We start from the raw sequence: 13,723 nt of genomic DNA on the forward strand, positions 1-13,723 counted from the left end.
GTATGGGCTTAATTGAGTTTGACCGGTTTGATACGAACCGCTGCCAGATATTCCTTGACCCCACCCAGGGTCAGAGCAAACATTTTGGATCCCGTGAGCATGGCCACGGGATCTTCCGGATGCCCGCAGGTCTTTGCAAACGCAGGCCCCATGACCGCAGACGGATCCATGGTATTGTCGGCGGTCTTGTGCATCTGCTGAACATAGGTGTCCAGCCGTTCCTTGAGAATCTTGAAATAGTCAATGGGCTGACCCGTGGTGGTTTCGGTAAGGGTGGAGATATTTTGGGAAAATTCCTGGATCATCTGCCAGAACGCATCCGATAAAATGGGTTTGTTTTTATCACTGACGGGCATGAAAAAGGAAATTCCCCATCCCACGGCCAGAATCTTTAAAATGCCCAGTTCATATTCCAGGGTGACCCGGTTGACACTGGATTCAGGCGGCAGGGATTCCAGAATGGTTTTTAAGTCGGTCCGGTCCACCGCAAAAACGGCCAGATTCCGGGCGGTTTCTTCCACGGTCAGGTGCATTGACGGGTCTTGGGGGGTCATACATACGCCTTCCATTTAAGGTATACAAAACAGGTGATTTATGGCATAACATACAGCATTCAAACCAAAATATCCAGAAAGGAAAGGGGATTGCCTTGGCAAAGATTCATATCACACTCAAACTGTTTGCCACCCTGGCACCTTATCTGCCTGAAAATGCGGATCACTTTCAAATTTCAGACGGCACCACTGTCCAGGCCCTGATCACGGACCTTCACCTGCCTTCAGATGCCGTGAAACTGATTTTTGTCAACGGCAGAAAACAGGAAACAACCTATGTGCTTAAACCCGGAGACCGCCTGGGACTGTTTCCCCCGGTGGGAGGAGGATGATCCCCATGTCCATTGGAACAAAACGGTATGACCGGAATTTTGACACATTGACCCGACCCCAGCAGGCCCAACTGGCATCCTCCCGGGTGGCGGTGCTGGGCCTGGGGGGTCTGGGGGGCGGTGTCAGTGAAATGCTGGCCCGGACCGGTGTGGGGCACCTCACCTTGATCGACGGGGATGTGTTTGAGCCCAGCAACCTGAACCGGCAGCTGTTCTGCACGGAAGAGGTGTTAGGCATTTCCAAGGCCCTGGCCGCAGAAAAAAGGATCCGGGCCGTCAACTCCCAGGTGCAGGTCACTTCAATAGACCAGTACGCGGATGGTGACAATCTGTATGGCATGATCAAACACGCTGACCTGGTGGTGGACTGCCTGGACTCCATCCCGGCCCGGTTCATGCTTGAACATGCGGCAAAAAAAGCACAAATTCCCCTGGTGGCCGGTGCCATTGCCGGGGTAACCGGTCAGGTGACCGTGATTTTTCCCCAGGACAAAGGGTATGAACTCATTTATGGCAAAAAAGAACACCTGCCGGCCAAAGGCATCGAGTCCCGCACGGGTAATATCTCCTACTGCGCCCTGATGGTGGCAGCTCTCCAGGCCTCAGAATGCATCAAAGTGCTGCTGGACCGGGGCGATATTCTGCGCAATAAACTGCTGATCATGGAATTATGGTCCAATTCATTTGAGGTGATGGATCTGGTATGAAACACACAGACCTGTACGAGAATGCAGCAGAAATCATCGTCAACGCCAAGCGGTGTGTGGCATTCACGGGGGCCGGCATTTCCGTTGAAAGCGGGATCCCGCCGTTCAGGGGCGAAAACGGGCTGTGGAACAAGTATGATCCCGACAGCTTTGATATTTGCTATTTTCACCGGCACACCAAAGCATCCTGGCAGGTGATCCGAGAGATCTTTTATGATTTGTTCGGAAAAGTCCGTCCCAACAAGGCCCATGCGGCTCTGGCACAATTGGAGGCCAACGGGGTGGTGAAAAGCGTGATCACCCAGAATGTGGACAACCTGCATTATGATGCCGGCTCCCGGGTGGTGCATGAGTTTCATGGATCGCTCAAGCGCCTGGCGTGCCTGGCCTGCCATGCCCGGTATCCCATTTCAGAGGTTAGCCTGGACCGGCTGCCGCCTGCCTGTCCCCGTTGTGAGGGGATCCTGAAACCGGATGTGATTTTTTTCGGCGAGTCCATTCCTGAACCGGCCGGGTCCATGTCTTTTGAGGAAACCCGGCAGGCAGACTGCTTGATTCTCATCGGCACCACCGGTACCGTGGCCCCGGCCAACCTGATCCCGTCGGCTGCCAGATCCAACGGGGCCGCCATCATTGAAATCAATCCCGTGCCCTCGGAATATACATCCCGGGTGACCGATATTTTTCTGGAAGCCGGCGCCACAAAAGCCATGACACGCCTGATGGAAAAAATATCCGGCAAAATTCGAAAACAATGACCCCTATCCCCCGGAATCTGTAAAGGAGTAACACATGCCTGACGACTGTCTTTTCTGTAAAATTGTCAACAAAGAGACGGACACCCGGTTTTTATACGAAGACGACACCTATGTGGTGTTCAAAGATATCCGCCCGGCAGCCCCGGTCCATCTGCTGCTGGTGCCTAAAACCCATATCCGCAGTGTCAACGACCTGACACCTTCGCACCAGTCCCTGGTGGGGGGCCTGTTTCAGCTGGCCGCGAAAATGGCCAAAGAACAGGGCGTGGACCAATCCGGATACAAACTGCTGTTCAACGTGGAAAAGGGCGGGGGGCAGGTGATTTTCCATTTGCACCTGCACCTGATCGGCGGGTGGCAGCGGTAAACGACCTGTGTGGTGATGGTGGCTTTAAATTTTACCACGAAGACCACGAAGATCACGAAGGATATGAAGGGCATGAAGGATGGAATTTGATGAACTTTCGAATCGAGTGATCGGATGCGCGCTTGAGGTTCATCTTTAATTGATGGAACATAGAGATGATTGAAAAAGATTTTGATATTGCGTTCATCGCTGATCTGGCCTTGAGAGAAAAACAGGTCCAGCAGAATTACCGCCCGGTGATCGCGGTTCACAAATGGTTTGCCAGACGACCGGGGACCTTGTTCCGGGGCCTGCTTTTGTCTGAATTTCTCAGCAACACGCCGCTTCGGGAGGCGTTTTATCAATCGATCAATTTTTCAGGCCTTCATGTCGCAGATCCGTTCATGGGCGGGGGAACCCCCATGCTTGAAGCCAATCGAACCGGTTGTGATGTCACCGGATTTGACATCAATCCCATGGCTTACTGGGTGGTCAAACAGGAGATCGAGCACCTGGATCTGGCCGCATATACCGAGGCTGCCGCTGATCTGCGGGCATCCCTTGAAGCGAAGATCGGCCATCTTTACCGCACAAAGTGTATGATCTGCGGGTCGGAAAAAGCGGATGTCAAATATTTTCTCTGGATAAAACATCTTAACTGCAAAACCTGTGGAAAACAGATCGATCTGTTTCAAAAATATTTAATTGCCACGGATGCCAGACACCCCGAAAATGTGTTTGTCTGCCCGGTTTGCGGGGACCTGACGGAATCCGAAGACAGAAAAAATCCCGGGCCGTGCCGGCATTGCCAGGCAGACCTGCGGTATGAGGGACCTGCAAAAAGAGGGCATTGTAAATGTGATCACTGTGGCACGGACAACCGGTTTCCGGCCCCGGAAACCGGACCGTTGGGCCACCGCGTTTTTGCCATGGAATATTATTGCCGGGCGTGCAAACCGTCTCATACCGGCCGGTTTTTCAAAAAACCGGATGCAAAGGACATTGAAAACATAAAAGACGCGGAAAACCGATGGAAAGCCATCACCCCCCAATTTGTTCCCGATGACAGCATCCCCAGCGGAGATGAAACCAACCGGCTGCACCGGTGGGGGTATCGGTATTATCGGGAAATGTTCAACCCAAGGCAGCTTCTGGGGCTGGAACTGTCCTCGCAACTGATTGCCCGGATGCCAAATGAACGGGTGCGCAATGCCCTGGCCACCAATCTGTCTGATCTGCTCCGGTATCAGAACATGCTGTGCCGTTATGATACAAAAGTTTTGAAATCCCTTGATATCTTTTCAGTCCATGGGTTTCCTGTCGGGTTGATGCAATGTGAATCCAATTTTCTGGGTATTGTGGAACCCGGCCGCACCCTGTGTGTGGGCAGCGGCGGCTGGGCCAACATTATTGAAAAGTTCAAAAAAGCCAAGGCGTATTGTGACCATCCTTTTGAGGTACAGGTTGTCGGGCGTAAAAAAAAGATAATCCCCATTGAAAAGGAATGGATCGGAGACCGGTTCAACGGGACCGGGTGTGATGATATCCGGCGGGTGGACATCTCTTGCCGGGATGCGGCGGCAGCGGATCTGCCTGACAATTCACTGGATGCGGTTTTCACGGATCCCCCTTATTTTGGTAATGTCCAGTATGCCGAACTCATGGATTTCTGTTATGTGTGGTTGAAAAAACTGGTGGGGCAGACGTCTTCCGCGTTTAGCGCCCCATCTACCAGAAACGCGGAAGAGCTGACCGGAAATGTAGACATGGGCCGTGATTTCACTCATTTCACCCACGGCCTTTCAACGGTGTTCCAACGCATGGCAAAGGCCTTGAAAAATGGATCTCCGCTGGTGTTTACCTATCACCACAACAAACTGGAAGCCTATTATCCCGTGGCCGTGGGAATTCTGGATGCCGGCCTGGTCTGTTCAGCTTCCTTGCCATGTCCCGGTGAAATGGGCGGTTCCATTCATATCAACGGCACCGGGTCATCCATTATTGACACGGTATTTGTCTGCCGGTCCACCGGTACCATGCAGCGCAAATGGCTGGCTGATTCACCACGGGAAGTGGCACAAATTGTTCAGGCAGACCTGATTTATCTCAAGGCGGGCCATGTCAAGCCGACCCCGGGTGATATCCGATGTATCATTTTCGGCCATCTGGTTCGTCTGGCCATCTGGTCTCTGCGGTCCGGGTGGGAGAAAGACAAACCGGTCGCGTCCCGGATAGCGAAAGTCGGGGCCTGGCTTTTGCATTTCGGCCGTCTGGTGGAAATTGAACAGTTTATTGAAACCGTCTGTGATACGACAAAGGATGAAGTCTCGCTGTTTGCCGTTAATGAACGTATTGAAAAATATGGAACAGACCATGACGAAATTCCCTTTTGAGGCGGGGATTGATGAGATCCTCGATGATGTTGATGTGTATATTGACAGTGTGTTTTCCTGTCTGGAATCCGAATTTCTGGTCATGCCAAAAGGGGCCGGGTTTGTAGAATACCCGGTTTTTGAGCGGGGATATGAGACGTTAAAAGCGGTTACCAATGGATTTTCCCGGCTTGATCCGGATAAGATATTTATGGTAACGGTTTCCGATCCGATTGCCCTGGTGGTTCTGCGTGCCATGCTGGGGTTTACACCCCCGGAATGGGGGTATGTGAGCACTCAGCGGACCGGTGTGTCCGTTACCCAGGGGTTTGTGCGCGCCCTTGACCGGAAAATCCGCATGGCCCCTGAAACAAAACTCAATATCAACGGGGTGGTCAGGGAACGGGTTGAAGCCTTGATCCAGACGGCCTGTCAATTATTATCCACAGGTGCGCCAAAAGTAAGGCAGGATCAATTGCACCGCCTGAACAAAGCCGATACGAAACAGGGACTATCCAGCATCAAAAATCTTTCCAGAATCGGCGCCCCTTATGCCATGCTGCTGTATGAACGGGTTCTTGGCAGGCCGTTTGCCGGACACAGGGATTCTGTAAGTGACATCATCGGCGACAGCCTGGAATCTGCCATTGAAGAGGTACTCACCAACGCTGGCATCAGTTTTCGGAAAACCAAGCGGGCTGAACGGATCGAGGGGTTTGACCAGTCCCCGGATTTCATCATCCCCAGTGAATTCAATCCCCAGATTATCATAGAAGCAAAGATTACCGAGGATGACGGAACCGCCCGGGACAAAGTAACCCGCATTCAGCATCTTGGCGAACTGAGTCTTGCCGGCCGGAACATTGATGATCCCAGGTATGAGGTGATTGCATGTATCGGAGGCCGTGGTTTCGGGGTCCGCAGGGAAGATATGAAAAAAATGATTATTGCCACCCGGGGGAAGGTGTTTACCCTGAAAACCCTGGACCAGCTGGTTGAGTACACCCGATTGAAGGAATTTCAGGCTCGGCATCGGTAAAACGGACCGTGTGGCGATGTCAGGGAGATGATGGTTTTCATATGATCTTCGTGGTGCAATACAACAGCATCTTCATGGCCATACCTGGTTGCGGCCGTTCTGCTTGGCCTTGTAGAGGTGCTGGTCTGCCTGGAGCATCAGGGATTCGACAGTATGTTCACAAGTCTGGCCGTCCCGGGTCTCCCTGAGCTGTTCACCGGCACGTCCGGTAAAGCGGACAGTGGCAGTGCCCGCGCTGACAGTGATGTGCGAAGATACGCTGGAGATGGTATGGGGAATTTTTTCGTTTTCAACCGCACGCCGGGCTTTTTCCGCCACCCTGCCGGCGGCCGGGGCATCGGTTTCCGGCAGGATCAGGGCAAATTCCTCTCCGCCATACCGGGCAACCAGGTCTCCGGGCCGTTCCAGGGATGCTTTCAGAGAAGAGGCAATCTGATACAGGGCACGGTCTCCCATGGCATGACCGTATTGGTCATTGTACTGCTTGAAAAAATCCACATCCACCATGCCCACAGACAAACTGGTGCAGTTTCTGGCGGCCCGGGACAACTCTTTGACCAGCACCTGGTCAAACCGGCGCCGGTTGGCGATTTCCGTCAGCGGATCCAGGTAGGCCAGCCGATCCAAGAGCCGGTGATGGTGAACAAACCGGATATGGTTATGGATTCTCATTTTCACGATGGGCGGTGAAAACGGCTTGGTGATGTAGTCCACAGCCCCCAGCTTCAGCCCCTGCTCCTCGTCTCCGGTGCTGCTCAGCGCAGTCACAAAGATGACGGGAATCTCTTTGGTCAAAGGGTCTTCCTTCAACTGCCGGATGACGTCGTGGCCCCCCATTTCCGGCATGACCACATCCAACAGGATCAGGTCCGGCAAAGGTTTTTGCCGGGCAAATTTCAGGGCCTGTTCCCCGTTTTTGGCCAGCACCAGGGTGTAGTCCTCCCTGAGGAGTTCAGTGAGCACCTTGAGGTTCATCTTTTCGTCATCTACAATCAGGATACGTGTGGTTTTGTTCGGGATCATGGCCTGGGTCCGTTGGTGTCTGTAAAGGTTACGTCGTCATTCGAGCAGGCGGTTTATTATATGTGCGGCGGCATCATACTCGATTTCATCCATTTTTTCTCTGATCTGTGTCCATTCCGCGTGGAATCCGCATCGGGTCAGAATGGCATGAATATCCGGGAGCATCTCTTCCGCGGTCAGTTCCCCATTGCTCAGCAGGTCTGAAAAGTGCTGCATTACTTTTTTATCCTTTTCGGTCAGGGGAAGGAGATGGGCCTCACCGGTTCCGTCCAGGGGATCCCTGTCCCCGGAAACCGGCTGCCCGGCGGTGGGGGGAACCGGAGGCAGCAGATCCAGGCTGTTCAACACGGTTTGGAGATTTGTGACAAACCCCTGGAGGATCAGTTCGAAAGCCGGCAGGGTGTTCTCAGAGGTGCTGGGGCCGGCCGGGTTCTGCTTGAGACAGGTTTCCAGCTCTCCGGCGGCCTGCTGCAGCGGCAGCGCCCCGATATACCCGGCAACGCCCTTGAGGGTGTGGGCCGTTGTCCGGAGGGTTTCCAGGTCGTTTCCCGCCTGACAGGCCGAGATTTTTTCCGGCAGATCCTGGTAGGTGCGTTTAAAATCATACATTAGTTTGATCAGCATGGCAGGTGTGACATGGGCCAGTGCCTGGTCCGGATCGATGCCTGACATGACCGGCAGGTCTGCCGGCAGCGTGGTCTCAGGTTTCCAGGGTGTGGTTTTCCCGGTTCCGGACGGGGTCAATGGAATCGGTTTTTTGGGCACTGCCGCAGGTGCCCCGGCGGCGGGTTGTTTGTCCTGTGGCAGAAACCGCTGGAGCATCTCACACAGGGCCGCCGGTTCCACGGGCTTGGTGATATGGTCATTCATGCCGGCATCCAGGCTTTTTTTCCGGTCTCCGGTCATGGCATGGGCGGTCATGGCGATCACGGGCAGATCGGACAATTCGGGATTCCGCCGGATGCGGCGGGTGGTCTCCAGCCCGTCCATCTCCGGCATCTGAATATCCATTAACACTAGGTCATAAACGTTTTTTTCGAGCTTTTCCAGGCAGATGAGGCCATTTCCGGCTATGTCCACCTCCACTCCCATATCCATGAGCAGGCCGGCCGCCACCTCCTGGTTGATGGGGTTGTCTTCGGCCAGCAGGATCTTTGCCCCGGTCATCTGTCCCTGGGAAGGCCGGGTGACAGGCTGTGCCGGTCCGGATAGATCTTCAGACCGGTCCTGTGTATCCAGTACCCGGATAAGGGTATCAAACATCACCGAAGGGTAAACCGGCTTGGTCAGAAAGGCGTTGATGCCGCTTTTTCCCCCTTTCTGCCGGGCTTGTTCCCGGTTGCTGGCCGTGACCATGAGCATGGCAGGGATCTTTGCCAGGGTTTTGTCACGGTGGATGCGGCGGGCGGTTTCAATACCGTCCATTTGAGGCATGAGCCAGTCCAGGAGAATCACATCATAGGGCCGGTTCTCCCGCACGGCCTTTTTCAGGCGTGCCAGCGCGGTTTTTCCGTCGCTCGCCGTGTCCACCTGCATGTGAAAGGAGGTGAGCATGCTGCCCAGAAGCTGTCGGGCCATCTGGTTGTCATCCACCACCAGGGCCCGGAGCCCCTGAAACCGCGCTTTTGTCAGCCGCACAGAAGACTGCCGGCCGGTGGTGTACTGCATCATCGCTGTAAAGGTGAAGGTGGTGCCTTTTTGGGGTGTGCTGTCCACCCGGATCTGACCGCCCATCATCTGGATCAGCTGGCTGCAGATGGACAGTCCCAGGCCGGTGCCGCCATATTTGCGGGTGATGGATCCGTCTGCCTGGCTGAAGGCTTCAAACAGATGATCCAGCTGATCCGGGGCCAGCCCGATGCCGCTGTCCTTGACGGAAAAGGTCAGCATCACCCGGGGAAGGTCCCCGGCACCGTCCGGTGCATGCGGCCCTGTCCTGTGGGTTGTGTCGCCGGTTGCCGAATGCTGGTCCGGTCCGGTTAGCACTTTTTCTCCAGTCACGGAAATGATGATTTCACCGGATTGTGTGAATTTGATGGCATTGCCTGCCAGATTGATCAGGATCTGTCCCAGCCGCAAAGGATCACCCACAAGCTTCAGCGGCAGGGAATCATCCATGTGAAACAGAAACTCCAGCCCCTTTTCTTCCGCCTGGAACCCGATGGTGTTATACAGGTCCACCAGCACATCTTCCAGCTGAAACTCGATGGTTTCCAGGGTGAGCTTGCCGGCATCGATTTTGGAGAAGTCCAGGATATCGTTGATGAGATTGAGCAGGGTTTTGGCAGACGAGAGGATTTTGTTCAGATAGTTTTTCTGGGTCCGGCTCAGAGACGTTTTTTCCATGAGATAGGCCATGCCGATGATGCCGTTCATGGGGGTCCGGATCTCATGACTCATGCGGGCCAGAAAATCACCCTTGGAGGCATTGGCTGATTCAGCAGCCTCCATGGCCTGTATCAGCTCCTGCTGCATCTGTTTTTGGCTGCTCATGTCCATGGCGGTGAACAGATATCCCTTCATTGTGCCCCGGGCGCTGTAAAATGCGGTAACAGACAGGTTGACCGGCAGGTGAGTCCCGTTTTTACACAGATAAGTCCATTCACTGGCATGGACAATCTGCTGTTTGACATGCTGGTCAAACACCATGACAGCAGCGGGTACGTCCGGCGTTTTTACGGCAAGTTTTTGGGCATACTGCCGCAGTTCTGATAGCAGATGGATGCGGTCAACCGGCTGACCCATCATCTCGCCGGGACCATACCCCAGCAGATTTTCCGCCCCCTGGTTGAACAGATTGATCTTTCCTGACAGGTCTGTGGCGATGATGGAGAGCTGGGTGGCGGCCTCCAGGATCGCCTGCCGCTGGGAGTTGGCTGTTGCCGTGCGGTGCAGGCTCTGTTCGGTTTTTTCAAACTGTCTCACCACCAGCCGGGCAGTGATGTCGGCAGCTTCCCTTGTCACCTTGATCTCACGGCGCAGCATCCGGTTTTCTTTTATCAGTTCCTGCATGGTTTTTTGCGGTTTTATCATGATCTTATACCACCGGGTTTTTCCGGGTCATTGTCAGGGATGCATCTGCAGCCCGGTCAAGGGTAGTGCTGTCACACCGGCCTTCCAGGCCCACCAGAAAGATCTCTTCGGGCAAAGAACCCTGGCACACCCGGGGCAGCACGGCCAGCAGATAGGCGATCCCGGCCGAATGGTCATATACTGGTTTCGGGCAGGCGGCCTGCACCTGTTGTCCGGTCAGCACAATCATCTGGCCCGGGCGGGTGAATCCTGACACGGCATCCACAAACACCACCACCCCGGCCTGTTCCAGGTGGCACAGCAGATTCAGCCCGGCAATTCCCCCTTCCACCAGGTCGGTGTGGGCCGGGATCTTTTTGCGGCACAACCGGTCATATACTTCCGGGCCGGCTTTGTCGGTCTCAACCAGGCGGCTGCCGATGCAGAGGATCTTATTTTTCATTTTTTACGATGTGCACGGCGCACACCATGCACGGATCAAAGGAGCGGATCACATGGCCGGCTTCCACGGGGTTGTCCGGGTCTTTCACCGGCGTGCCTTTCAGGGCTGATTCCCACGGGCCGGGCTGGTTTTGCCCATCTCTTGGGGAGCCGTTCCAGGCGGTCGGGGTGATCACCTGATAATTACTGATTTTACTGTTTTCAATAGTGACCCAGTGTCCCAGCGCTCCCCGGGCCGCCTGGATCATGCCGGCCCCCTGTCCGTCGGGAATGGTTTTGACCGGGGTGTAAAACGGGTCGGCATGATGGGCCAGCAGTTCATCGATCCAGGTGCCCATATCCGGCAGCAGCCTTGCCGGGCGGGTGATGCGGGCCAGTTGCCGGACCAGGGCCGTGGCCCCGGTGTTGCGGATCAGGTCCAGGAACAGGGGCACCCGGTCCATCACGGCTTCGGCCAAAGGGCCTGTTTCTGCGGGCAGGCCGTCATACCGGGGGGCCTTGACCCAGGAATAGGGTTTGCCCATGTTGCCGGATGCATAGGGCCGGGTCACACTGTCAAAGGGGTGACTTACCACTGGTTTTTGCTCAAACCAGGAACAGGTGATATCCTCTTTTATGCTGGCGGCATCCAGGGCCAGGTATTCAGTCTCCCGGAAAAACCCCGGCGTGGTCAGCTGATCTGTTCCGGGGACCCGGGGGGTGACAGCCGTGTCTTTGGGCAAAGGAAAATTACCAAAGCAAAGAAAGTGGTCATTTCCCCGGCCATAGGTATCCAGCCCGGCTTTTTCGGCAAACCGGATAAAGAAGCCCACTTCGCTGTCTCTGTGTTCGGGCCGCTCTTCAAACCATTGGGCAAGTTCTTTTCGGGTGGTGACCGCCTGCCATCGTGCGATGGTACATCCCAGCACTTTTTTTTCATACCATTCCAGGAACCGGTTAAATATGAGGCGGGACTGCATGAGCTTTGGCACATAGGGAATGGAGGTGACCCCGCCGGGAACCATAAAGGAGGTATGGGGCCATTGACCCCCGATGATGGCGATGATTTCGATGAGGCGTTTGGTTTTGCGGATCACCTCCACCACGCTGCTGCCGGACAGCATCTGGTACCGGGCCACAGCCTCTTTGAAAAGCGGGTGTTTCTGGTAGGCCTTGTGATTGGTGAAATCTGCCATGTACATGAGAACGGCCTGGCGCAGGTCGCTCTGGATGGTCTCCGCCATCAGTGCGACATTTCGCAGGCGGATGGCGTTGTCCGGCAGGGTCACCTGTGCGATCCGGTCCAGTGCAACAGCCGCGGCATTCAGGTGGGTGAGGCTGCAGATACCGCAGATACGTGGGGTGATCACCAGACCGTCCAGGGGACCCCTGCCGGTCATCATGGCTTCGAATCCCCGGTACATGGTGCCGCAGCTCCAGGCATCAGTGATGGTATCGTCTGTGACATCCACCTTGACTTCAAGGTCGCCTTCGACCCGGTTGAAGGGAATATCGATTTTTTTTGTTTCAGAAGACATGACTACACCTTTGCACTGCGTTTTTTGAGCCGTTCCGGGGCTGCCTCGGCTGCCATTCCCTTGTACACCATGTAATGGGCACGGTTGACGCCTTTGGGCAGTTCCAGGGGAATCCCCTCGATATTGGGGGTATGAAAAAACGGGTTTGATTTGGGAAAATCAGGACTGGTACATCCAAAACAGGGCACACCGGCCCGGGGTTTGGATGAGTGACGGTTCCACAGCAGTTTGTTACAGGGTCCCGGAACCAGGGGGCCTGCACACCCCATGTGAAAAAACAGGCATCCCATTTCGCCGAAATCAGACTCTTCCACCCGGTATTCATGGTATTCGTTCCGGGTACAGCCCTGGTGCACCATGGTGTTGTACCACTCCAGGGGCCGCTGGAACCGGTCCAGTTCCAGGGGAACATCAGAGGCAACCGCCATGAGGGCCCCGGCGATCACGTCATGGTGGCAGGGGCATCCGGCCAGGTTGATCACCGGCATGCCGGATCCGGATACAAACTCCCTGCCCAATGCCCCCCCTTTTTTCTTTTTTGTGAATTGAAGGCCGGTGGCTTCGATGGCATGGCCTGCCCCGAATCCGCCGAATGCGGCACAGGTGCCCACGGCCACCACATACCGGGCATGGCTGGCCAGGGTGTGGCACAGCTCTTTTTTGGCCCGGCCTCGGAAGGTGTCAAACATGCCGGTGCCGGCCGGGCCGAAGATGATCGATCCTTCCACCATCAGAATGTCCAGTGGGGTGGTGCCGGATGCAATATCGGTCAGCAAACGTTCATGGGCGGCCGGGTCGATGCTGCACAGGGACGGGTGCCACAGCAGCTTAAGGTCAAGGGTGGTGAACAGTTCGGAGACATCCATAAAATCACTGCTCAGCAGTGAATAGGTGTCGCCGCCGCATCCACCGCCCTGAAGCCAGTAAACGGTTTTCATGGGGGGGGGGCTCCTTGTCATGAAATTTACAATGTTGTTTGGTTTGATATAGACCAGGCAGCCGGGTGGTGTCAAGGCCGTGTTTGAAAATGTGATTCAGGCAGTTCTGACTGATATTCAGATGGTGTGGCATTAATTTTTTCAATCTCCCTGGTTGGCAGACTCAAATATTTTGTATAACTTATATATACAATATAATCTGGGGGGATTTAACCATGGCAACGCAAATGATAATTCGGCTCGAATCAAACTTGAAAAACAAAGTCAGTCAGCTGGCCAAAGCCGAGGGGAAAAATTTAAGTGAACTCGTGCGTGAACTTTTAGAGAAATACACAAAAGAGAGAGATACGAGTGCCTATATCGACAACCTGTGGGATAAAATTGGCCAAAACCTGGCCCAAAACAATATTTCTGAATCAGATATCGAAAAAGCAATAAAACAGGTTCGGTCAAAAAATGCTTAAAGTTGTCGTTGATACAAATGTTTTTATTTCTTCCTTCTTCGGGGGCATTCCAAGGCAGATAACCGACTGCTGGAAAAAAGGAAAGATTACCCTGTGCTTTTCTCAGCAAATAATTGAAGAATATATCGATATCGATATCATGTTTCCCAGCGCGTTTGTTAAAACCTGGATTCAAAAATAATCAAAACACAAGGATCGA

Annotated in this window: 14 protein-coding genes; 8 read left to right on the forward strand and 6 right to left on the reverse strand. The window is 54.3% G+C overall.

What is annotated here, in order from left to right; translation table 11 throughout:
• Nucleotides 1-8 precede the first annotated feature (8 nt).
• Nucleotides 9-554 (reverse strand): hypothetical protein, encoded by a 546-nt coding sequence (locus tag DPO_RS07715; RefSeq protein WP_006965243.1) that lies wholly within the window; start codon nt 552-554, stop codon nt 9-11.
• A 95-nt stretch (nt 555-649) separates the two neighbouring features.
• On the opposite strand from DPO_RS07715, the gene DPO_RS07720 reads away from it, so the two are divergent.
• The 6 genes from DPO_RS07720 to DPO_RS23815 all read left to right on the forward strand — a co-directional run bounded on the left by DPO_RS07720 (nt 650) and on the right by DPO_RS23815 (nt 6,108).
• Nucleotides 650-886: a MoaD/ThiS family protein gene (locus tag DPO_RS07720; protein ID WP_006965244.1), complete on the forward strand. Its 237-nt coding sequence runs from the start codon at nt 650-652 to the stop codon at nt 884-886.
• A 5-nt stretch (nt 887-891) separates the two neighbouring features.
• The gene (locus DPO_RS07725; RefSeq protein WP_006965245.1) at nt 892-1,593 is read left to right on the forward strand and encodes a HesA/MoeB/ThiF family protein; all 702 of its coding nucleotides are present in this window, start codon (nt 892-894) and stop codon (nt 1,591-1,593) included.
• Nucleotides 1,590-2,351, forward strand: a complete 762-nt coding sequence (locus tag DPO_RS07730) for an SIR2 family NAD-dependent protein deacylase (RefSeq protein ID WP_006965246.1) — start codon at nt 1,590-1,592, stop codon at nt 2,349-2,351. The genes DPO_RS07725 and DPO_RS07730 overlap by 4 nt, the downstream gene beginning before the upstream one ends.
• Nucleotides 2,352-2,385: 34 nt before the next feature.
• Nucleotides 2,386-2,718: a histidine triad nucleotide-binding protein gene (locus tag DPO_RS07735; RefSeq protein ID WP_006965247.1), complete on the forward strand. Its 333-nt coding sequence runs from the start codon at nt 2,386-2,388 to the stop codon at nt 2,716-2,718.
• A 155-nt stretch (nt 2,719-2,873) separates the two neighbouring features.
• Entirely contained in the window at nt 2,874-5,090 is a 2,217-nt protein-coding gene (locus DPO_RS07740) for a DUF1156 domain-containing protein (protein WP_006965248.1), read from the forward strand.
• Nucleotides 5,071-6,108, forward strand: coding sequence for a hypothetical protein (locus DPO_RS23815; protein WP_006965249.1), 1,038 nt, complete (start codon nt 5,071-5,073; stop codon nt 6,106-6,108). The genes DPO_RS07740 and DPO_RS23815 overlap by 20 nt, the downstream gene beginning before the upstream one ends.
• Before the next feature lie 72 nt (nt 6,109-6,180).
• Here the strand turns inward: DPO_RS23815 and DPO_RS07750 are convergent, their stop codons facing one another.
• From DPO_RS07750 to DPO_RS07770, 5 genes are read right to left on the reverse strand one after another with little or no spacing between them, the layout of a single operon-like run.
• Nucleotides 6,181-7,131 carry a diguanylate cyclase domain-containing protein gene (locus DPO_RS07750; RefSeq protein WP_006965250.1) on the reverse strand — a complete coding sequence of 317 codons (951 nt, stop codon included), beginning with the start codon at nt 7,129-7,131 and terminating at the stop codon, nt 6,181-6,183.
• Between the two features lie 36 nt (nt 7,132-7,167).
• Nucleotides 7,168-10,164 (reverse strand): PAS domain-containing hybrid sensor histidine kinase/response regulator, encoded by a 2,997-nt coding sequence (locus DPO_RS07755; RefSeq protein WP_006965251.1) that lies wholly within the window; start codon nt 10,162-10,164, stop codon nt 7,168-7,170.
• 4 nt (nt 10,165-10,168) lie between these two features.
• Entirely contained in the window at nt 10,169-10,606 is a 438-nt protein-coding gene (locus tag DPO_RS07760) for a hydrogenase maturation protease (RefSeq protein ID WP_006965252.1), read from the reverse strand.
• Nucleotides 10,596-12,122, reverse strand: a complete 1,527-nt coding sequence (locus DPO_RS07765; RefSeq protein ID WP_006965253.1) for a nickel-dependent hydrogenase large subunit — start codon at nt 12,120-12,122, stop codon at nt 10,596-10,598. Before DPO_RS07765 ends, DPO_RS07760 begins: the two co-directional genes overlap by 11 nt.
• A gap of 2 nt (nt 12,123-12,124) precedes the next feature.
• On the reverse strand, nt 12,125-13,060 hold the full coding sequence (locus DPO_RS07770; RefSeq protein ID WP_006965254.1) for an NADH-quinone oxidoreductase subunit B family protein: 936 nt from the start codon (nt 13,058-13,060) through the stop codon (nt 12,125-12,127).
• Between the two features lie 215 nt (nt 13,061-13,275).
• Here DPO_RS07770 and DPO_RS07775 point away from each other — a divergent pair, with 215 nt between their 5' ends.
• Nucleotides 13,276-13,524 carry a ribbon-helix-helix domain-containing protein gene (locus DPO_RS07775; RefSeq protein ID WP_006965255.1) on the forward strand — a complete coding sequence of 83 codons (249 nt, stop codon included), beginning with the start codon at nt 13,276-13,278 and terminating at the stop codon, nt 13,522-13,524.
• Nucleotides 13,517-13,705 carry a PIN domain-containing protein gene (locus DPO_RS26715; RefSeq protein ID WP_006965256.1) on the forward strand — a complete coding sequence of 63 codons (189 nt, stop codon included), beginning with the start codon at nt 13,517-13,519 and terminating at the stop codon, nt 13,703-13,705. Before DPO_RS07775 ends, DPO_RS26715 begins: the two co-directional genes overlap by 8 nt.
• Nucleotides 13,706-13,723 lie beyond the last annotated feature (18 nt).

The sequence above is a fragment of the Desulfotignum phosphitoxidans DSM 13687 genome, from assembly GCF_000350545.1.
Lineage (GTDB): Bacteria > Desulfobacterota > Desulfobacteria > Desulfobacterales > Desulfobacteraceae > Desulfotignum > Desulfotignum phosphitoxidans.

What these genes read in the sequence shown, in the direction of transcription:
- DPO_RS07715 (WP_006965243.1), bottom strand. Translation starts at nt 554, where the DNA reads ATGACCCCCCAAGACCCGTCAATGCACCTGACCGTGGAAGAAACCGCC.
- DPO_RS07725 (WP_006965245.1), top strand. Translation starts at nt 892, where the DNA reads ATGTCCATTGGAACAAAACGGTATGACCGGAATTTTGACACATTGACC.
- DPO_RS07730 (WP_006965246.1), top strand. Translation starts at nt 1,590, where the DNA reads ATGAAACACACAGACCTGTACGAGAATGCAGCAGAAATCATCGTCAAC.
- DPO_RS07735 (WP_006965247.1), top strand. Translation starts at nt 2,386, where the DNA reads ATGCCTGACGACTGTCTTTTCTGTAAAATTGTCAACAAAGAGACGGAC.
- DPO_RS07740 (WP_006965248.1), top strand. Translation starts at nt 2,874, where the DNA reads ATGATTGAAAAAGATTTTGATATTGCGTTCATCGCTGATCTGGCCTTG.
- DPO_RS23815 (WP_006965249.1), top strand. Translation starts at nt 5,071, where the DNA reads ATGACGAAATTCCCTTTTGAGGCGGGGATTGATGAGATCCTCGATGAT.
- DPO_RS07750 (WP_006965250.1), bottom strand. Translation starts at nt 7,131, where the DNA reads ATGATCCCGAACAAAACCACACGTATCCTGATTGTAGATGACGAAAAG.
- DPO_RS07755 (WP_006965251.1), bottom strand. Translation starts at nt 10,164, where the DNA reads ATGATAAAACCGCAAAAAACCATGCAGGAACTGATAAAAGAAAACCGG.
- DPO_RS07760 (WP_006965252.1), bottom strand. Translation starts at nt 10,606, where the DNA reads ATGAAAAATAAGATCCTCTGCATCGGCAGCCGCCTGGTTGAGACCGAC.
- DPO_RS07765 (WP_006965253.1), bottom strand. Translation starts at nt 12,122, where the DNA reads ATGTCTTCTGAAACAAAAAAAATCGATATTCCCTTCAACCGGGTCGAA.
- DPO_RS07770 (WP_006965254.1), bottom strand. Translation starts at nt 13,060, where the DNA reads ATGAAAACCGTTTACTGGCTTCAGGGCGGTGGATGCGGCGGCGACACC.
- DPO_RS07775 (WP_006965255.1), top strand. Translation starts at nt 13,276, where the DNA reads ATGGCAACGCAAATGATAATTCGGCTCGAATCAAACTTGAAAAACAAA.
- DPO_RS26715 (WP_006965256.1), top strand. Translation starts at nt 13,517, where the DNA reads ATGCTTAAAGTTGTCGTTGATACAAATGTTTTTATTTCTTCCTTCTTC.